Below are 19,407 nucleotides of genomic sequence, written 5' to 3'. Positions count from 1 at the left end.
GAGAACAGATGTCTGATGGACCAGAACATCCCCCGGCAGTTGAGCCGATAACTGATCCGGCGCGCATCACGTCGCTTTTGGGCGCTATTGAAACGGGGAGTACCGATGCTGCTGAGCAGCTCTACCACGCGGTCTATAGCGAAATGCGGCGACTTGCCCAGTCGATGATGAGCAGCGAGCGTCCAAATCACACGCTTCAGGCGACGGCGCTCGTTCACGAGGCATATCTGAAGCTCCTGGGCAGCGATCAGGTTATGTCAAATCGTGACCACTTCATGGCGTGCGCTGCAAGGGCCATGCGACGCATTCTCGTGGACCATGCCAGATCAAAGAATCGGATCAAGCGTGGCGGAAACCACACGCAAACCGCGCTGGATGAGACAGTAGACGTGTATGAGTCCTGCTCGGGCGATCTTGCATTGCTTGATGATGCGCTGACGCAGCTTGCTGCGTTTGATGCTCAGAAGGCGAGGTTGGTTGAGTTGAGGTTCTTCGGACAAATGCGAATGGAAGATGCTGCAACATTGCTTGGACTGTCTAAACGCACAGCGGAGCGTGAATGGACACTCGCTCGTGCGTGGCTGAAGTCCCACATGGATACTTCGTCTGAGGATGTAACGACGTAAATGCCAAAGCGCAGTCCGACAACCCCTCCCGACCAGTCAACATGGTCGCATATCGAGCATCTGTTCCATCAGGCGATGGATGTGAATGGTGACGCAAGGGAGTCATTCCTGCACTCGCTCAGTGAGTCGGATGCGGAGCAGGTGCGCAGACTCCTGCATGCATCTGCAACACATGGCACGGGGTTTCTCGAACCTCCCGAAGTGGTTGTTGTTCCGCAGAGCAGTGAAACGCCGTTGCGCATCGGTGATTTTACGATTCTTCGTACAGTTGCGCGCGGCGGTATGGGGATTGTATATGAGGCGGAACAGGCAACACCAAAGCGCCGAGTGGCGTTGAAAGTCCTGCCAAGAGCGATCGCAAAGGGAAGTTCTGCGCGTCTTGCGCATGAGGCTTCTGTTCTGGCCCGCCTGCTGCATCCAGCAGTGGCGCAAATGTATTCAATGGGTGTGGATGATCAGGGCACACCGTTTCTGGCTATTGAGCTTGTTGAGAACGCCCAAACGCTCAACGCATGGGCGAAAGGAAAGCCCGAACGCGACATCCTTGACATTTTCGTGCGTATCAGTCACGGTGTGCACCACGGACACCAGCGAGGTGTTGTGCACAGGGATCTGAAGCCAACGAACGTGCTAGTCAACAATCGAGACGAACCGAAAGTAATTGACTTTGGTATCGCGAGACTGACCGAGAATGACGTCGAACGTATCACGCAGGAAGTTGATCGGAGCAAGTTGCTTGGCACGCTGGCATACATGAGCCCCGAGCAGTGTGCTGGCAACACCGATGAGATTGATGCCCGCACAGATATCTACTCTCTTGGAGTTGTTCTCTATGAACTCCTGACAGGATCGCTGCCGCATCCGGTCGAAAGTAAGCCGATCACAGAAGCGATTCGACTGGTGAGGGACACGCCTCCACGCAGACCGATGCGCAATGGCAAGCCGTTGCCCACGGATCTCGAAGCGATCGTGATGAAAGCAATGGCGCGTCAACCATCGGATCGATACGCGTCAGCAAGTGAGTTTGCTGATGATATCCAGCGGTATCTGCACAACGAACCAACGAGAGCAAAGCCACCTGGCACCCGGCATGCGATTTCGTTGTTTGCAAAGCGTCATCGCGCTGCTGTTGCATCTATTGTCGCAATCAGTATTGTGCTTCTTGGCACTGTTGGAACGCTAGGCGTGATGAATGCGCAGTTGACTCGTGCTGAAAGTCGAGCTGTGGCCGAGCGGGATGCTGCGAACAAAGCGAGGGACCTTGAGAAGCAACAGCGGATTCTCGCAGAGCAGATCGCAAATATCATGCGTAATAGTCTTCGCAGCGCGAATCCGGAGCTGACAGAGGGGGCTGAGCTCACCATGCGTGAGTATCTCGATCAGACATCAACGATGATCGACACAGTTGAGGATCCACTCGTTGCGAGCAAGCTCTTTCTGACAATGAGTGAGGCGTACTTCGCATTGGGTCAGTTTGAGGTGGCGCTTCAGCACGCCGAGATCGGGCTCGGACGTGCCGAATCCGCTGTGCAGCAGGATGCAAGCAGTGCAGAATCTCTTGAGCTTGTTGCGCCACTGGTTGCCGCGAAAGCATCCGCACTCGTTCGGCTGGGCAAGGGCGAAGAGGCTCTAGCACTGATGCAGCCAACAGTTGATCTTCTGAAAGAGTCAAGACTTGAGGACTCCGACCTCTACGGTGAACTGCTCTCCCGTGTCGGGGATGCACAGGTGCAGATGGGTAACTTTGCCGCTGCACAAGCAACGTTTGAGCAGGGTCTTTTGATACGAGAGAAGCTCTTTCAGCCCCCGGACATAGATCTCGGCGAATCGCACAACAATCTCGCGAATGTGCTCTGGCAACTGGGCAAGCGAGATGAAGCCGAGCGCCACTGGCAAGCTGCACTGGAAAACTTCTCCGGCGTGCTGAACGAATCTCACCCGTACATTGCGACTGCGCTCGGGAATCTTGGTCACGCCTACGAGATGAAAGGCGATCATGAGAAAGCTGAGGATGCATACGTTCGATCTCTCCAGCTTCGAGAGCAGACATTCGGCAAAGACAACCTCTCGCTCGCAGTGGCGTGGGAACGCCTCGGTATCTTCTATAACAACATTGGTCGATATGAGGAGGCCGATCGTGCGTTTGCCCGAATGAATGAGATTCGTTCTTTGCATCTTGACGTGAATCATCCGCAGGTTGCCAATGGCATTCTGAATCAGGCCTACGCGTATATCGAGCGGAAAGACTTTGAGCGTGCGAACGAACTGCTTGAACGCGCGGTTGCAATACATGAAGCGATCTACCCGTCGAACCATCCAGCGGTTGGTGGTGCTCTGTTCTTGCGTGCCAGTGCTCTGGTAGGCATGGGGCGTCCCGATGAAGCACTCCCGTTTGCTCGGAGCGCGTGGGAGCTTCGCGCGGCAAGCTACGGCCGAGAGAGCTGGCGCGCTGCAAACGCGCAGAGCCTGTATGGAGAGTGTCTAGTCAGGACCGGGAGCACGCAGGAGGGAGAGAACCTGCTGCGTGAATCCCTTGATCTTCTGTCTGCATCGCTCCCACCCAATCATTCACTGGTGGTTGAAGCGCGACAACGGCTGGATCTTGTTCATGGAACTGCGAGTCCGACAAGGTAGACCGATGGCAAAGCTACACGTCAGAACTGTGCATAGTCTTCCACATGAATGATCATGTTCACATGAGGCAGGAGGGGAAGCTCCGGGTCCGTGTGCGATATATCGAGTGTGATGCACAGGGGATTGCCCATCATGCAAACTATGGCCCATGGCTTGAGATGGGGAGGACCGAACTACTCCGTGATGCAGGCACATCGTACAAACAGCTGGAAGCGTCGGGGGTGTTCATTGTCGTGACACGGATGGAAATTGTCTATCGCAGACCGATCAGGTACGACGATGTGATTGAGATTGAGACGCTGGGCGGCTCCTCAACACCGATCAGGCTGCGACATGAGTATCGGATCAGGTTGATTGAGCGGAACGGCCTCATACCAGATATCGGTACTGACTCCAGTGTGCCGGTTGATGGAATATGTGCGCGTGCCACAACGGAAGTTGCGTGCGTTGACGCAGATGGCAAGCCGATCCGTGTGCCTGACTGGCTGGTGCATGCCCTTGGTATTGGTTCCCAGCAATAACTGCGCAGCTGTGTACATTCTGTGACGTCTGTGCCGCACGGGACGGTTTCACCACTCATGTCCTTTGTGCTGGTTGGGAGGCCTTCCGCTGCGCAAGGCAGACATGGCGTTGCATGGCGGGTTGCCAGGAGGCTTTGTGTTTCTGAAATTGAACACAGGCCAGATTAGTGGCCCAGCAGACATCGCGCGGAAGGACGCACAGGCAGCAGGCGTGAGGCTGGTATATGACGGACACCCCAACAACCAAGGCGAGGATCGATCTTTCCGCACGAGAAGTGGAAGCACTTCTTGAACAGATTGATCGCAGGCTCGATTCGATTGGGCTTGAAACACAACCGGAGGTCGCATCCAAGGTACTCGATCTTGCCGACAGTGCAAGCTCGGGTGCTGCGGACTTTGCGGACATTGTGCGTGCCGACCCCGCACTGACCGGTCGCGTGCTTCGAATGGCAAACTCAGCGTTCTTTGCACTCTCAAACCCGGTCACATCGGTCGATCGTGCATGTGTGGTTCTCGGCATTGAACGTTTGCGGTCCATCGCGATAAGTTTCTTTTTGAGTCGCGGCTCCGAGCAGGATCCCGCCCGCATGCTCTCGCGACAGACGTGGACCAATGCGGTCTATCGGGCGTGTCTGTGCTCATCGCTCGCCCGTGCGTATGCTCCGCAACTGGAGAGCGAGGCATTTGTTGCGGGTCTTTTGTTGGATGCAGGCATTCCTGTCGCGTATCAGATGCAACGCGAAGAAGGCAAGGAGTTGTACTTGCAGGCAATCCCACCTGCCCAGCTCTTCCGCCACGAGACGCACAAGCTTCCGTTTACGCATGTTGATGTGGTATGCGCGATGGCTCGCAGATGGTCGCTACCGGATGTGCTGTCACATCCGATTGTGTGGCACCACGAGGAGCCCTGCTCACAGACACCGAAAACAGAATCGCAACTGCTGCATCGCTTGACATATGTTGTGGGAGGCATCTGCTTGCACGGCAAACGCGCGCTGAGCGCCGAAGATTTTCCGTTCGACGTGGCAAGGAAGCAGCTCAGACTCGAACGTAAACAGATGGAGGATGCAGTTCACACTGCTCGCGAACAACATCAGGCAACATCCTACAAGCTCGAGTGTGTTGCGCACGGCGAGCACAATCTTGCCACCCTGGCCGATGAAGTCTCGCGCCGTATCCAGTCGCGGATGGATTCCGAGATGATCCATTCGATCAAGCGTGATTGCCGATCAACACCTGAGCGGTTTATCCTTGGCGGACGGACAATCGAGTTGTGCGGTGATGCAACGTCGCCTCATGTATCAGTGTGCTTGCTTGATTCACGCGAAAAGCCGCTGGCATCGCTGCGCATCTCCCCTGCGGAGCAGACCGCGCGAAGCATCAGTTCTGCGCTCGGATTGAAGGTGCGTGACGATGACGAGGTCATGCTGATCGACGAGTTCCTGCGAGCGCTGGCAGCGTAACGTTTACAGATCTGGTTTGCCATGGTTGTGTTTGCGCCACCCTGCGTAGAGCTCTCGCAGAGAAGCAGGAGACGCGCCCGCTTTTCTACGCGCTATTGCAAGATCGAACAGCGTACGGATGTGCCTGCAATAGACACTCCACGCCCAGTACACCGAATGCGACGGGTCGTACATCTGCGTCGGTTCGGCTGTTGTGCCGTTGAGCTCGACAATGCCAATGCCTCGTCCCTGTTGGAGCAGTTCGTCCGACTCGTACTTGATGTCGAACCGACCAGTGTCGAGTCCGCCAGGCCCCATTGATTGCATTTGTTGGTTATCAAGTGATGGATGCGGAACATTTCTTGCGACAGCATCGATCGCTCGCTCAAGTTCGGGTGTGATCAGATGATTGCCGTCGGTAAATCGCGCGCCACGGATATGGTTGCCGACACTGCTGACGCGAACGGTCTCTCCCTTGACCGGGATCGTTGTTCGCTGCTCGCCGAGATTCCGGATAATGGTTCCCGCCTGGCATCGATGGCGTTTGTGACGGAGCACCAACTGCTCAAGCGTGTGCTTTCCCGTGCCTGTTACGGTTGGGAGCTCGCGAAGGTTCACACCGGTGATGCGCCCGACACTCTCGGATTGCGGCGAGGTGTGTCTTGCCCACATGATGGCACACTCTCTCGGGCCCGGGTGGTACTTCTGCACGATCAGATCCCGGTGCATCTTTGTGAGATACGAGCGAAGGTCATTCTCGTCGCGTGCGAGTTTCACCGCGTAGCCGTGGAATCCACTGTCAGGCTTGAGTACGAGAGGGAGTGAGCCGAGCTCGCAGTTGTCCTCAGAAAGCCATTGCATGACGGTCTTCACGCGCGCGTCAACATCGGCGCTGGCGTGGAGCATACGCCACGGGAGTACGTGCGGGCTGACGCTGATCGCGCGGAGAATATCCGCCTTTGATTCACCGATGATGCCACCGCCAGCACCCATGCCGGGATTAGCGCATGTAATCGTGCGGATTCCCTTGCGTTTGAGGGACAACCAGATCAGGTACGCAACTGGCACTGGATAGTAAAGATGCATCGGCCAGTATTCGTGGTGCAAGCGTTTGATCTTTGCGACGAGCCTGCGATGTCCAGCTCGCGACTTGACAAGCGGGAATGTAAGCCCGATTGCGCCGGTCAGAAGCGATCCTGCGATGAGTGCGCCACCGGAGGTGAGCCAACCCATCGGCAGATCATGCAGCCGATATACCGCGAGATGCAGCATCGCGAAGTTCAGGAGACGCGCGACAACGATCACCACAACACCAGTACAAATCGATCGCACGATCTTCGATGTGATCGAACGAGCACGTGACCAGTGCAATGGGTCGGGCACTCGTGTCGCGTCTTTGTCGTCGGATCGAAGTGCAAACGCAATCATGGTTGCGATCATCATGACGAGGATGTCGACGACACCCCGTGCGACGATCATCGCGCCGAAGGAGACACCAAGAAACGGCGATAGGAAAATCAGCACAGCGAAGATCACAAGCTGGACTGGCCAGATAAGCGGATAGAGTGTGTTCTCCACCCATCGCTGCACGCTGCCAAGTGCAAACCACGCTGGCGATTCATCGCGAGTGTGGGGGAGTGTTGCAACCGCTCTAGATTCGACAGCACGAAAGAATGTGGCGAGTTCTGTTACCGCAAGTTGCGGCTGCATGAACGGCATGAAGTGATCGGAGTTGAGCATCACAAGCACGCTTTCGGGCATGATCTCGTGATGGCGTTCAGCAGCTCGCGGACTGACAAGGAAGTCGTTTCTTCCGTGCAGGATCATGACGGGGATGTGTTTCTCTGGAAGTTCCTGCATGAGGCGCTTGAGCGGACGCTGATCAGAATCCCAGAACGGACGGATGATCTGCTCGCGCATGTGGCGAGTACCAAAAGTACCAAAGTGGGGAAGCAGTTCGGGCAGGTACTCGAAGACACCGATTCCGATCGCGTACTTGAAGTGCTCGAAGGAGTACCCGCCGGATCCCTCGACCTCCTGCGCGCCGATCGATGCGAGCAGCGTGATGCTGGCGACGCGCTCCGGCGCGATGTCAGACAGATAGAGTGCTACGCCGCCGCCGTTGGACCAGCCGACGATATGCGCGCGTTTGATGTGCTCTTTGTCGAGCACATCGCGCAGCGCAAAAGCAGTGGCACGGATGGAATGGGATGGAGATGTTCGTGTGACAGGATCGATGGACTTACCAGCGCCAAGCAGATCCGGGACGATGACACGCCAGCCCTGCGTGCTGAGTTGTTCAGCCATTTTGTCGAACGCGTTGCCATCACCCGGCGTGCCGTGGAGCAGGACAACCGCTGGTCGATCTGTTGGAGTTGCTGACGGGGTGTCGCGGTAGTACAGGGGGATCCAGGTCTCGCCATCAGCCGAGTGCACGGTTGCTGACGCGGTACCGGATGGTGGTGCCCAGCGATTGTGCTCTGCACGATGCGAGAAGACCAGCACAACTCCGTACACAATGACCACCCCGGTCCACACAATCATTCGCCTGCGCGTTTGTGCACTTCGAGAATGTCCTGATGAGTGTTTGTCAGCCACGCGAAGGTCCGCAGTCGATGATGATCCGCCCGGATAATGAGCGATATTGAAGGCATCAACCAGCACACTGGCACGTCTGTCGGGTCGGCACATACCATCGCCCTCGTTGGGGCGGGTGTGTCACAGCAATCGGCTCGAATCATCAGAACCTGGCAGCGCTGGACAGAAAGAGGAACTTCTCGATGGCAGATCAACAGAAATGGCTTCGCGTGTGCGATGCGCTGAAAACAGACCCGGGTATCGAGGTCACCGTCAAGGGCTGGGTCCGCACCCGTCGCGACTCCAAGGCCGACGGCGGATTGTCCTTCATCCAGATTTCGGATGGGTCGTGCTTCGACTCGATCCAGATCGTGGCGCGGGGTGATCTGCCGAACTACACCGATGAGATCGCCAAACTGACCACCGGCTGCGCGATCGAAGCGGACGGGATACTGGTTGAGTCCCAGGGCAAGGGGCAGTCCGTTGAGATCCAGGCAGAGAGCATCCGTGTGGTGGGCTGGGTCGAGAACCCCGACACGTACCCGGTCAGTCAGAAGCGTCACACGTTCGAGTATCTGCGCGATGTTGCGCATTTGCGTGTCCGCACGAACACCTTTGGTGCGGTAGCCCGTGTGCGTCATTGTCTTGCGCAGGCGATCCACAGGTTCTTCCACGAGAACGGGTTCTCGTGGATACACACGCCGATTGTGACGGGGTCCGACTGCGAAGGGGCGGGTGAGATGTTCCGCGTCTCTACGCTCGACCTTGCGAACATTCCAAAGAACAAGGATGGCTCGGTCGATTTCTCACAGGATTTTTTCGGCAAAGAAACCCATCTGACAGTGTCGGGTCAGCTCAATGTCGAGACGTACTGCACCGCACTCTCGCGCGTGTACACGTTCGGTCCGACATTCCGCGCTGAGAACTCCAACACCAGCCGGCATCTTGCAGAGTTCTGGATGATCGAGCCCGAGATCGCGTTCGCGGATCTTGCCGATGACGCGCAGCTCGCAGAGGACATGCTGCGATACGTCTTTGACGCTGTGCTGACTGAACGCGCCGACGATATGGCGTTCTTCGACGAGCGCATCCAGAAGGGTGTGATTGATCGTCTGAAGCTGATGCTGACCGAGTCGTTTCGGCGCATCGATTACACAGACGCGATCGAGATCCTGAAAACCGCGAAGAAATCGTTCGAGTTTCCCGTCGAGTGGGGTTCTGACATGCAATCAGAGCACGAGCGGTATCTTACCGAGGAGTACTTCAGGCAGCCGGTCGTGGTGATGAACTATCCCAAGGACATCAAGGCGTTCTACATGCGTATGAACGACGACGGAAAGACCGTTGCTGCGATGGATGTGCTCGCGCCGGGGATTGGCGAGATCATCGGCGGCTCGCAGCGAGAGGAACGCCTCGACGTGCTCGACCAGCGCATCGATGAGATGAAACTCGTGAAAGAAGATTACTGGTGGTACCGTGATCTTCGCAAGTACGGCACCGTGCCCCACGCCGGATTCGGTCTCGGGTTTGAACGCCTGATCCAGTTCGTGACTGGGATGGCCAACGTTCGCGATGTCATCCCATTCCCGCGCGCACCGAAGCAGGCAGAGTTCTAATTAAAAGTTGCTTGCTTCTTGTTTCCAAAAAACAAACGAGGCGGTTTCCCGCCTCGTGTAAAGCAGTTGCTGTGAACGGTGTTCCAGCATGCAATGTGCTTTACTCAGGGAGAATCACACGATCAATGACGTGGATGACGCCGTTGGACGCATCGATGTCGGTCTTGATGATGCGAGCATTGTCTGCAAAGAGCTGGCCATCACGAACAGTGAACATCACGCTGTTGCCTTGTAGTGACTTGCCGGCTCCCATCCCGATGGCATCGGTCGAGTAGGCCTTTGCCGGGATGACGTGATACTTCAGGATCTCGGCGAGCTTCTGCTTGTTTTCTGGTTTGAGAAGCGACTCGACAGTGCCCGCGGGCAGCTTTGCAAATGCTTCATCGGTCGGAGCGAGAATCGTGAATGGTCCTTCGCCCGAGAGTGCCCCCGCAAGACCCGCGTGTGTTGCAGCTGTCAGCAACGTGTTGAATGATCCGGCACTGTTCGCTACTTCGACAATGTTGCGCTGCTCAGGCAGGATGACAGTATCGATCACGTGAATCGTGCCATTTGTGCACTCAATGTCAGCAGCTGTGACCATGGCGCCGTTGACCCATGCGCCCTTATCGTTGGTAGCAAAGTCAATGCGCTGACCGTTCAGTGACGTTGCACCAGAGCCAAGTGTGACATTGCGTGAACTCACATCGCCCTTGACAACATGGAACAGCAGCACGGATTTGAGCATTTCCTTGTTCTCTGGCATGAGCAGGCTTTCAACGGTGCCTTTCGGTAGTTTGGCGAACGCTTCATCTGTTGGTGCAAAGACAGTGAGAGGCCCCTTGCCTGACAGCGCATCAACAAGCCCAGCTGCTTTAGCTGCAGCGAGCAGAGTGTTGAAGCTGCCAGCCTTCTGTGCGGTCTGCACAATGTTGTCACCAAGCTCATGCGATGCAAGAGTGATGGTTGCGTTGTGTTCGTTTGTGTATTCTGAGCATGATGAAGCTGTCGTAGTCGACGAGCACTGGGCGAGTGCGGCACCAGAGCATGCGAGGATTGCGAATGCGGTTGTGTACATACGTGTCATGTTCGTTCTTCCTTGTTCTTGAATGATCTGTGGCGGTGTCTGAGTTGAGTGATTTGCATCGATGCATGCGTCAGCAACCCTTGCTGTGACGCGTCCGCACCGGATTCGAGGCAGCTTGGAAAGTGGATTCAGAAGACTTCGAAAATCGCCAACGAAAAAACATCCAACCTCATGGACTTATGTAAACAAAGTTGTTTCGACAGGTGAATCCAACACGCAACGGTCTTCGAAAACATGAATAAGATTGACCCAAACCCTGACTTTGTCGGTTGTCAGAGTCATTTTCGGAAGGATGCACGGAACCTGTGACCACCACGCTTCTCCAGCGCGTTGCCGATCGGCACGATGGGGCTGCTTCAGAGCTGCTTGACAGCTTTGGTGGTCTCGTGTGGTCGCTTGTTCGCAAGCGAGGGTTTGCCTCTGCTGAAGCTGAGGACATCGTGCAGGACATATTGGTTGATATCTGGCAGTCCGCCCACAGATACAAATCAGAGCTTGGAAGTGAAGCAACATTTGTTGCCACTATTGCGCGACGACGGATTATCGATCGAATCAGGAAACGAACATCTGCTGCATCTGCACACGCCATGATTGAACCAGTCCCCGACACCTTCGCGCCAGTCCCCTCACCCGGCGAGGTGAAGGATGACGTGTCGGCAGTGCTCGCAGCAATGTCAGAGCTCTCTCCAGATCAGCAGCAGATCATCCGTATGTCTGTCGTTCAAGGGCTCTCGCACGAGCAGATTGCCCGCGCGACCAACATGCCTCTCGGAACAATAAAGACGTACATCCGTCGGGGGATGATGCGTGTACGCGATGCACTTCAGATTCATAATCAGACATCGATTCAAAAAGTGGAGGTGCAGCCGTGAGTACGCAGCACCCACCCGAGCACGTTGTTGAGCGTGTTGTTGACCTGCAGATTGATCAGGCTGTTGGCTGTATTGCAGAAAATGATCTTCGTGAACTGAATCACTTGCTCTTGCAGTACCCGCAGCTCCGCACAGAGGAGTATGAATATGCTGCATCGGCAGTTGAGCGTGCACTCACAAAGGATGATGAGATCGAAGAACTGCCGGACCAGTTCAGTGCGAGCATGGTCGATGTCCTTGAATCTTTCTCTGTGTCAGGTCGGGACGAGAACCAGATTGAGGAGAGCCCACTTCGATTGCATGGAGATCTGAGGCAATCAGCATCTACTACTCGCTCAATGTCCAGCTTCATTGGTTGGTTGGCTGCTGCTGCGTGTCTGGCGATTGCTGCCATGCTGTGGTTTACGCGTCCTATGCCGGTACCGCCGCCAGTCATTCAGACTGCCTCCGAACAGCTCCAGCAGTTTGTTGAGTCTGCACCCGATCTTGCCGAGGCCGATTGGGGCGACTGGGACGATCCCGAGATCAAGGGCGTGACCGGCAAGGTCTACTGGAGTGAGTCGCAGCAGTCAGGGTTTATGCAGTTTGCGCATCTCACTCCGAACAATCCAACGAAAGAGCAGTACCAACTCTGGATCATTGACGAACGAGGACTCGAAACGCGTGTCTCGGGTGCGATCTTCGATACCGATGCTGACGGCAGCGCCATTGTTCAGATCGAGCCGTCGATTGCGATCCGCAACGCTGCGTTGTTCGCGATCACGATCGAACAACCGGGTGGTGTGTGGGTGTCTGACATGTCACGCCGGGTTGTGATCGCGTCGCTGGGTGAATGAGCTATACGCCTATTACATAGCCTAAAAACAATACCCACCAAAGCAGGCATAACCAGTATGCAGCTGTTGTGAACACAATGCACGAGATGATCTCGTACCTGCGTTCTAGACATCCCTTCCGCAACAGGATTGTGCAGACGACGAAGTGTAAACAAAGAACGCACGCGACCGACATGATTGCTATGGCTGCAAACGCGATGAAGTGGAGTTTGTCCAGCATGTACCAAAGCTTCAATGATCTGATCGGGAACAGGAGAAATGGATCATCTAAGGAGCGGGAGAACGATTGTTTTCAGAATCAGCAGTGCGAAGCACACAGCAGCCGGAAGCATGTATGTCCGAGGATCGAGTGTCGCATAGCTTTGCGATGATGTGATTTCTGTTGCAAGTGATCGTTCATGCACTCTGCCACACTCAGGACAGCGCGCTTTGTCTGGGAGTGATCGCATGTCATACCCGCACTGTGCGCACTGCGTCGCTGGATATCTCTTCATCCATTTTTCTGCGACGAACTCGATGCCGACAGCGAAGACGAGGGCAACAACATACGCCATCACGAGTGGCACGAGTTCGAGGGGCAGGATGATCACGCAACCGCACTCGCGCTGGCCATCTGCAGCACGCGCTCGACCATCGCGTCGATGCCCTTGTGCACCTCGCTAATCCGCGCGTCGTACATATACGCAGGCGTCGTCACAATGCGGTTGGCTTCATCAACCACGATGTCCGTCACCGGCGCGTTGGTGTGCGATGCGCCCATCGCCTGCACAGCCTGTGCGGTGCCTGCGTCGTTCCCGATTGTCACGTTCGGATGGAGCAGGTTTCCGAAGACGCGGGCGCAAAGAGCTGGCGCAATGCACGCGAACCCGAGCACGCACCCGCTCGCGTGGGCTTGCGTCAGGAACGTCTCAACACCCGGATCAACCGAGCACGACGGACCTTCCGTTGCGAACGTGCACAGGTTCTTGGCAGCACCGAACCCGCCCGGGAGGACCACAGCGTCAAAGTCAGACGCTTTGGCTTTGGTGATGTCCTCAATCTTTCCGCGACAGATCCGCGCAGCTTCCGTCAGCACGTCCCGCGTCTCTCCGCTGGACTCTTGTGTCGCGTGGTTTACGACATCGAACGACTTCGACGGCGCAAAGCAGCGCACCGCAGCCCCGCGCAAGTCGAGCGCGAGTAGCGTTAGCACAGACTCGTGGATCTCCGCTCCATCGAGGAACCCACAACCCGAGAGAACGACAGCAACGCGGGGAGCCATGACGACCTCCATTTCTGACCACATATCTGAACGAGCCACAGCTGACCAGCGCAATCAGCCCAAAGAAAAACCGTGCCAGCCGCGAGGGTTGACACGGAAATATATGCATTAGGCATAATTTTTGCGTTGCAATTGTCAAACAAAATGCTAACATTTATCAATGAGAATCGTTCGCGATTCGTGTCCCGACATCCCGATTTAGTCGTTTTGCTGTTAACTGGTTGTAACGAAAGAGGCCCACATGGCAGGGAACTCCACAATCGAGTGGACTCAAGCGACTTGGAATCCGGTCACAGGCTGCACAAAGGTCAGTGCCGGGTGTAAGAACTGCTATGCTGAGAGGATGTCGAAGCGGCTCAAGGCTATGGGCAAGCCGCAATACCAGAATGGCTTCAAACTCACTCTCCACCAGACATCTGTTCCTATCCCGTTGCAATGGAAGAAGCCTCGTGTTATCTTTGTAAACTCAATGAGTGATTTGTTTCATCCTGAAGTTCCATTGAGTTTTATTCAGGAAGTTTTTTCTGTGATGAATGCTTGTCCTCAACATACCTTTCAAGTTCTAACTAAGAGGCCAGAAAGAACAGCTGAGTTATCCGATGAGCTCGAATGGACTGAGAACATTTGGATGGGGACGAGCGTCGAGGACAATCGGGTCCGCCACAGGATTGCACAGTTAGCAAAAGTGCCAGCATATATACGATTTTTGTCCGTTGAACCACTCATTGGTCGAGTTCCACGCATCCCTTTGCGCGGCATCGACTGGGTCATTGTGGGTGGAGAAAGCGGTCCAAAGTCTAGGCCAATGAGTGTAGATTGGGTTCGAGAGATACGCGACAGGTGCACTGAAATGGAAGTGCCATTCTTCTTTAAGCAATGGGGTGGAGTGAATAAGAAACGAACAGGGCGCATCCTCGATGGCCAAACTTGGGATGAGATGCCGAATGGCATTCGAGTGGTTGAGGAGGCCTATGTCTAGCTTGGGGACAATCTGGGATGCAGAGCCGCATACACTCGCCAAACACCAAATACTGGTAGAGTATTTGAAAGCGTGGGTTCCGATCCTTTCTCGCCAATCAGCCAAGTTTCCTGGTTCAACAGTGATTCGCTTTGTCGATGGCTTTGCTGGGCCGGGCGTGTACAAAGACGGTCAGCCAGGCAGTCCAATCCTTGCAATTGAGAGTGTAATCAAGCACTCTCAGGACATACCTATTCCAGTAGAGTTCTTTTTCATCGAGATTGACACTCAGAGGTTTGCTTCGCTTTCAAATGAAATTGAAGCAAGACATGATCGCATTTTGTCTGCACAGTCTGTCAAAAAAGTAAACAAACGATGTGGTGACTGCAAAGAGTTGCTTCCAGATATAGTCGCGTCAAATGGAAAAGAGGGCTTTGGCCCAGCCATATTCTTCCTTGACCAGTTTGGTTATGGTGAAGTGACAATCGAAATGGTTCAATCACTCCTTGCTATGCCCATGTGCGAGGTCTTTTCATACTTAAACTGGGATCATTTGAATCGTTTTATTACGGACAACAATAAAGCATCGGCCTTGACAGCAGCAGTTGGCTCGGATAGTTGGCGCCAATGCATTGATCTACCAAAGGAAAAGCGAGAGAAGTATTTTTTAGACCTTTACAAAGATGCGCTGAGAACAAAGGCTGGGGCAAAGTATGTCCTCCATTTTGCCATGCATAATAAGGAAGAAAAGCTGTTGAACTGGCTCTTTTTTTGCACAAACAATATTCATGGTGTAAAAGAAATGAAACGTGCAATGCACAAAGTTGATGCTTCAGGGTCTTTTCGATTTTCTGACCGCTTCGGTGGAGATCAACTGATTCTGCTTTCGAAGCTTGATGACAAGTGGTTAGCAAGTGTTTTGATGAACGAACTCAATGAACGGACCATGACCATTCGTGAGATTGAAGAGTTTGTACTAGTCCATACCCCTTGCTATAAATATCGAAAAACACTGGCAACTCTTGAAAAAGCTAACAGGATACATGTCCTTTCGCCACCTCAGAATCGCAGAAGTGGCACATACAAAGACGAAACAATGCGGATTGCGTTCTTCCCAGACTCATCAAAACCCAGCAGGATTGCCCGCACAAGGCAACCCGATAGATCACTATTTGAGCTAGATTAATAGCAGAGCGAAAAAGAACACGGGCGGAAGGATTCGAACCCTCAACCTCCTGATCCGTAGTCAGGTGCTCTATCCAGTTGAGCTACGCCCGCTCCGCTGCGCAAAGCAGGGCCGATAGTAGACCGATTGGTGCTGGTCGGCAAACAAGCTGGATGCGTTCGAGCTGCGGCATCTGGTCTGAGAGCGAAGCGTCAGCCCCACCATACCGGTGCGATGTGGTCGCTTCAGGGGGCTTGATGTGTCGTAGAATGTCGTCTTGGGTGTCGATCCAGCGTCTTTGAGGGTCTGTTTTGCCCATTGGGTTGAAATTTGTGCTCAGTAGGCCCATTATTCAGGCCCGACAGGCGCCAGCCGTGACTGGATCGGGAGAGCAATCGTATCAGTGGCGGCCCGGGCATTGAGCCGAACGGGCGGATGAAGGAAGATCGCAGCGTATGGCAAACACCAAATCAGCAAAGAAGCGCATCATCACCAACGAGAAGCGTCGTGCCCGCAACCGCTGGCGCCTTCGCGCGATGCGTACTGCGATCAAGGATTTCTCTGAGAAGCTGGCCCACGGTTCGCTGGAGGACGCACAGTCCGCGTTCCGCACCGCTGCGAGCACGATCGACAAGACAGCTCAGAACGGCGTGATCCACAAGAATCAGGCAGCACGTCGCAAGAGCCGCCTGAACGCGAAGCTGAAGGAACGCGCACTCGCCGCGAAGTAAGTTTCCGGCAGTCGATGAAGATAAAGAAACCCGCGTTGATCACGCGGGTTTTTCGTTTGGACGAGCGTTATCTGCTTGCTTGTTAGCCGTCGTACCGACCGAAGATCATCGCGACGTTGTGGCCGCCGAACCCGAACGTGTTGTTCATCGCGTACTTGATTGATCGCTCGCGAGCTTGATTGGCAACAAGATCCATGTCGAACCCTGGATCCTGGTTGTCTAGATTCATGGTCGGGGGGATGATGCCGTGCTGAAGCGCACCGATGCATGCGACAGTTTCGACAGCACCCGATGCACCGAGACAGTGCCCGTGAATGGACTTGGTGGAACTCATCAGGAGTTTGCCACCCGCGCTGCGTCGTGCGTGATCGCCAAAGACCGACAAGACAGCATGGACCTCTGCGCTATCGCCGAGTGGTGTGGATGTGCCATGGGCGTTGATGTAATCGATGTCTTCCAGGTTCAGGCCAGCATCCTGCAGTGCCCATTGCATCGATCGTGCAGCGCCCCTGCCCTCGGCGTTGGGTGCAGTGATGTGGCTGGCATCCGAACTGTTGGCTCCACCAACGAGTTCGCCGAGGATGATCGCTCCACGAGCCTTTGCGTGTTCCTCACTCTCCAGCACAACCATGCCTGCGCCTTCGGCGAGCACAAACCCGTCACGATTCAAGTCGAACGGGCGCGACGCCTTCTCAGGAGCGTCGTTGCGGGTGGAGAGTGCTTTCATGGTCATGAACGCACCGATGCACAGTGCTGACACGGCTGCTTCTGTGCCGCCAGCGAGCATGACATCCGCCTGTCCACGCCTGATGTACCCCGCAGCATCCAGCATCGCATGACCCGAGCTGGCACAGGCTGTCGCATGTGCAGACGCGGGGCCCTGCAGGTTGTAGCGGATTGAGACATTGCCGCTGGTGGCGTTGACCATGAGGCGTGGTACGGTGAAGGGATTGATTCTTCCCGGCCCTTTCTGGGTCAGAACAATGAATCCTTCCTCAATAGTGATGATTCCACCAACCCCGGAGCCGACAACAACGCCGCGGCGCTCGAATGGACCAGTATTAAAATCAAGCCCGGATTGCTTCACAGCCTCTTCCGCAGCGACCATGCCCAGTTGGGTTGAGCGATCCAGCTTGCGTGCGTCGCGAGGATCTATTGCCACACTGAAATCAAAGTCTTTGACCTGACCAGCAATCTTGACCGACCAGCCGTCATACTCATGTATAAACGGCGCCTCGATTAACGAGATGCCGTTGCGGCCTGCGCGCATTGCATCCCACGTCTCTGGCGCGGTCTGGCCGAGATTCGTCACAGCACCCATGCCTGTGATCACGACCCTGTGATGCTGCTGCGTACGGCTGGTCATCGCTTTGATGGTACGGCCTCTGGATGGATGGGGCGATGGGGTCTCTTGCATTGGTGCAATCGACACAGATCAGGGCAACCTGGCATCGAAGTGTGCGGAAACAGCGCAGAAAAGGCCCGGTTGGACCGGACCTTCGTCAGTTGCGTGATCTGTTATCGTATGGAACGACGCACAGATTACGAGATTCCGTTGACATCCTTGATGACGTCAATTGCCTGACCAACAGTCTTGATCTTCTCAGCTTCGGAATCAGGAATTGAGGTGTCAAACTTGTCCTCAAACTCCATGATGAGTTCGACCTGATCAAGACTGTCTGCGTTGAGATCTTCCTGGAAGGTCGTGTCGCGCGTGATCTTGTCACGATCAACATTGAGTTTCTCGACGACAATATCGATCACCTTTGCTTCAATTTCCTGCTCGGTCACGTGTCATTCTCCAAAGTCGCCCCGATCGCAGTGGATGAAACCGGGTTCGGCCGTGTGTGATGCCCGTCGTGGGCACAATGTGTCGGCATTGCTGGTGGGGCTGACCTGACGGAAAACCTCCGCCCTGAGATGCCATGCGCCACAGCGATCCAAACGCCGATTCTACCCCGTCTGTACCAAAAGCACAATTCGAGCCCTTCCGATGACACATACCCAACAACCGTTACAGCCTGTCGTTCGAGTACGGGCCGTCAAATATGCGTTTGTTGGCTGAAACTGGGGGAGTGCACGCCGGGCGAGTCCGTGTATCGGATCGGCTGCGACCTTCACACCGGTTATGCAGGGGGCTTGGAAAGTTCGAGAGCGTTCTGGGTTCACACGCCTCCAATGCCCGCCGATGAGCGTGTGTTGCCGGCCGGATGGTCGCTGTGTGGTGGTCGTGTGCGAGGGGGCTCGCAGCCACAAGGGCGATCTGCCGGACTGGGACGGAGGCGAAGCTCATGGGTCACATGCCGCACGAACTTCAACCATTCGCTGAGCGAGTTGCAGAGATGCTGCGCAAACTCCAGCCGAGCTTTGTGGTTGAACTGGAAGGTGCATCCGAACTGATCATCGATGGTCGACGCCTCGACCTTCTGAATCTGCATCGCATGGTCTCCCACGAGCCGGATCGCGGCGAGGAGATTGTGGGCCACTACCTCAATCAGTTGTTCAATGCGGATGTTGCAGATTTGAACAATGCATCGTTCGAGTTTGCACGTACACGCATCATGCCGCGCATCCAGCCCGATTCCATCTTCCAGCATCTGTCTCGTGAACTTGTTGCGCACGTGCCATATGTCAACGATACCGTGATCGTCTTTGTCATCGATCTGCCACAGATGACCGTCAGTGTGACCACCGAGCAGATGGTCCGCTGGGGTGTATCAGTCGATGAACTCGATGAGATCGCACGCAAGAATCTGGCAGAATATGTGCCGCAACTTGAGTTTCAGATTGTGGAATCCAAGGAAGGTGGTCGCGCTGCTATTCTTTCAGAGCAGGACGGGTACGACGCTGCACGTCTGCTCCTGCCGGGATTGCACACGCGTTTGATCGATGCGCTCGGACCCAACTTCCTTGTTGCGGTTCCTGCGCGTGACATGTTCGTTGCCTTGTCTGATGGCCCAACAGATTTCCTGGACCGCCTGCACGATCGCGTCGAGCAGGACTACGAACGCCTGCCATACCCGATCTCGCGTGACTTTTTCATGGTTACCTATGATGGTGTCGTCGGACTGGGCGAGCCTCCCATCGCGGACGCTGCATAAT

The 19,407-nt window shown here is 55.1% G+C and carries 17 protein-coding genes and 1 tRNA gene; 11 read left to right on the top strand and 7 right to left on the bottom strand.

Going from position 1 to position 19,407, the window contains the following annotated elements:
- The first annotated feature begins 8 nt into the window (after positions 1-8).
- From H6815_00705 to H6815_00690, 4 genes are all read left to right on the top strand, one after another.
- A complete protein-coding gene (locus H6815_00705; GenBank protein MCB9858944.1) occupies positions 9-626 on the top strand; it encodes a sigma-70 family RNA polymerase sigma factor in 618 nt (205 codons plus the stop codon).
- The gene (locus H6815_00700) at positions 627-3,260 is read left to right on the top strand and encodes a serine/threonine protein kinase (protein ID MCB9858943.1); all 2,634 of its coding nucleotides are present in this window, start codon (positions 627-629) and stop codon (positions 3,258-3,260) included.
- A gap of 44 nt (positions 3,261-3,304) precedes the next feature.
- Entirely contained in the window at positions 3,305-3,781 is a 477-nt protein-coding gene (locus H6815_00695; GenBank protein MCB9858942.1) for an acyl-CoA thioesterase, read from the top strand.
- A gap of 224 nt (positions 3,782-4,005) precedes the next feature.
- Complete coding sequence (locus tag H6815_00690) at positions 4,006-5,244, top strand: HDOD domain-containing protein (GenBank protein MCB9858941.1); 1,239 nt, start codon at positions 4,006-4,008, stop codon at positions 5,242-5,244.
- 3 nt (positions 5,245-5,247) lie between these two features.
- On the opposite strand, the gene H6815_00685 is transcribed toward H6815_00690, so the two are convergent.
- Entirely contained in the window at positions 5,248-7,914 is a 2,667-nt protein-coding gene (locus H6815_00685) for an alpha/beta fold hydrolase (GenBank protein ID MCB9858940.1), read from the bottom strand.
- Positions 7,915-8,003: 89 nt separating this feature from the next.
- On the opposite strand from H6815_00685, the gene asnS reads away from it, so the two are divergent.
- Positions 8,004-9,416, top strand: a complete 1,413-nt coding sequence (asnS, locus tag H6815_00680) for an asparagine--tRNA ligase (GenBank protein MCB9858939.1) — start codon at positions 8,004-8,006, stop codon at positions 9,414-9,416.
- 100 nt (positions 9,417-9,516) lie between these two features.
- Here the strand turns inward: asnS and H6815_00675 are convergent, their stop codons facing one another.
- Positions 9,517-10,482 (bottom strand): fasciclin domain-containing protein, encoded by a 966-nt coding sequence (locus H6815_00675; protein ID MCB9858938.1) that lies wholly within the window; start codon positions 10,480-10,482, stop codon positions 9,517-9,519.
- Between the two features lie 305 nt (positions 10,483-10,787).
- On the opposite strand from H6815_00675, the gene H6815_00670 reads away from it, so the two are divergent.
- Both H6815_00670 and H6815_00665 read left to right on the top strand, forming a co-directional pair.
- Complete coding sequence (locus H6815_00670) at positions 10,788-11,354, top strand: sigma-70 family RNA polymerase sigma factor (GenBank protein MCB9858937.1); 567 nt, start codon at positions 10,788-10,790, stop codon at positions 11,352-11,354.
- Entirely contained in the window at positions 11,351-12,190 is an 840-nt protein-coding gene (locus H6815_00665) for an anti-sigma factor (GenBank protein ID MCB9858936.1), read from the top strand. The genes H6815_00670 and H6815_00665 overlap by 4 nt, the downstream gene beginning before the upstream one ends.
- A gap of 263 nt (positions 12,191-12,453) precedes the next feature.
- Here the strand turns inward: H6815_00665 and H6815_00660 are convergent, their stop codons facing one another.
- The gene (locus H6815_00660; protein ID MCB9858935.1) at positions 12,454-12,780 is read right to left on the bottom strand and encodes a hypothetical protein; all 327 of its coding nucleotides are present in this window, start codon (positions 12,778-12,780) and stop codon (positions 12,454-12,456) included.
- Positions 12,777-13,451: an isoprenoid biosynthesis glyoxalase ElbB gene (gene elbB / locus H6815_00655; protein MCB9858934.1), complete on the bottom strand. Its 675-nt coding sequence runs from the start codon at positions 13,449-13,451 to the stop codon at positions 12,777-12,779. Before elbB ends, H6815_00660 begins: the two co-directional genes overlap by 4 nt.
- Positions 13,452-13,692: 241 nt before the next feature.
- Here elbB and H6815_00650 point away from each other — a divergent pair, with 241 nt between their 5' ends.
- Both H6815_00650 and tcmP read left to right on the top strand, forming a co-directional pair.
- Complete coding sequence (locus H6815_00650; GenBank protein MCB9858933.1) at positions 13,693-14,430, top strand: phage Gp37/Gp68 family protein; 738 nt, start codon at positions 13,693-13,695, stop codon at positions 14,428-14,430.
- Positions 14,396-15,595, top strand: coding sequence for a three-Cys-motif partner protein TcmP (gene tcmP, locus H6815_00645; protein MCB9858932.1), 1,200 nt, complete (start codon positions 14,396-14,398; stop codon positions 15,593-15,595). The genes H6815_00650 and tcmP overlap by 35 nt, the downstream gene beginning before the upstream one ends.
- An 18-nt stretch (positions 15,596-15,613) precedes the next feature.
- Here tcmP and H6815_00640 read toward each other — a convergent pair.
- Positions 15,614-15,687 (bottom strand) — tRNA-Arg (locus H6815_00640).
- A 342-nt stretch (positions 15,688-16,029) separates the two neighbouring features.
- On the opposite strand from H6815_00640, the gene rpsT reads away from it, so the two are divergent.
- Complete coding sequence (gene rpsT, locus H6815_00635; protein ID MCB9858931.1) at positions 16,030-16,305, top strand: 30S ribosomal protein S20; 276 nt, start codon at positions 16,030-16,032, stop codon at positions 16,303-16,305.
- 82 nt (positions 16,306-16,387) lie between these two features.
- Here rpsT and fabF read toward each other — a convergent pair whose 3' ends face one another.
- Both fabF and acpP read right to left on the bottom strand, forming a co-directional pair.
- Positions 16,388-17,671 (bottom strand): beta-ketoacyl-ACP synthase II, encoded by a 1,284-nt coding sequence (gene fabF / locus H6815_00630; protein MCB9858930.1) that lies wholly within the window; start codon positions 17,669-17,671, stop codon positions 16,388-16,390.
- A 176-nt stretch (positions 17,672-17,847) separates the two neighbouring features.
- Complete coding sequence (gene acpP, locus H6815_00625) at positions 17,848-18,096, bottom strand: acyl carrier protein (GenBank protein MCB9858929.1); 249 nt, start codon at positions 18,094-18,096, stop codon at positions 17,848-17,850.
- A gap of 500 nt (positions 18,097-18,596) precedes the next feature.
- Between acpP and H6815_00620 the strand changes: the two genes are divergently transcribed.
- On the top strand, positions 18,597-19,406 hold the full coding sequence (locus H6815_00620) for a DUF1444 family protein (GenBank protein ID MCB9858928.1): 810 nt from the start codon (positions 18,597-18,599) through the stop codon (positions 19,404-19,406).
- The last annotated feature ends 1 nt before the right edge of the window (position 19,407 follow it).

The sequence above is a fragment of the Phycisphaeraceae bacterium genome (assembly GCA_020639155.1).
Lineage (GTDB): Bacteria > Planctomycetota > Phycisphaerae > Phycisphaerales > UBA1924 > JACKHF01.
This window is presented reverse-complemented; position numbering and strand designations above follow the sequence as displayed.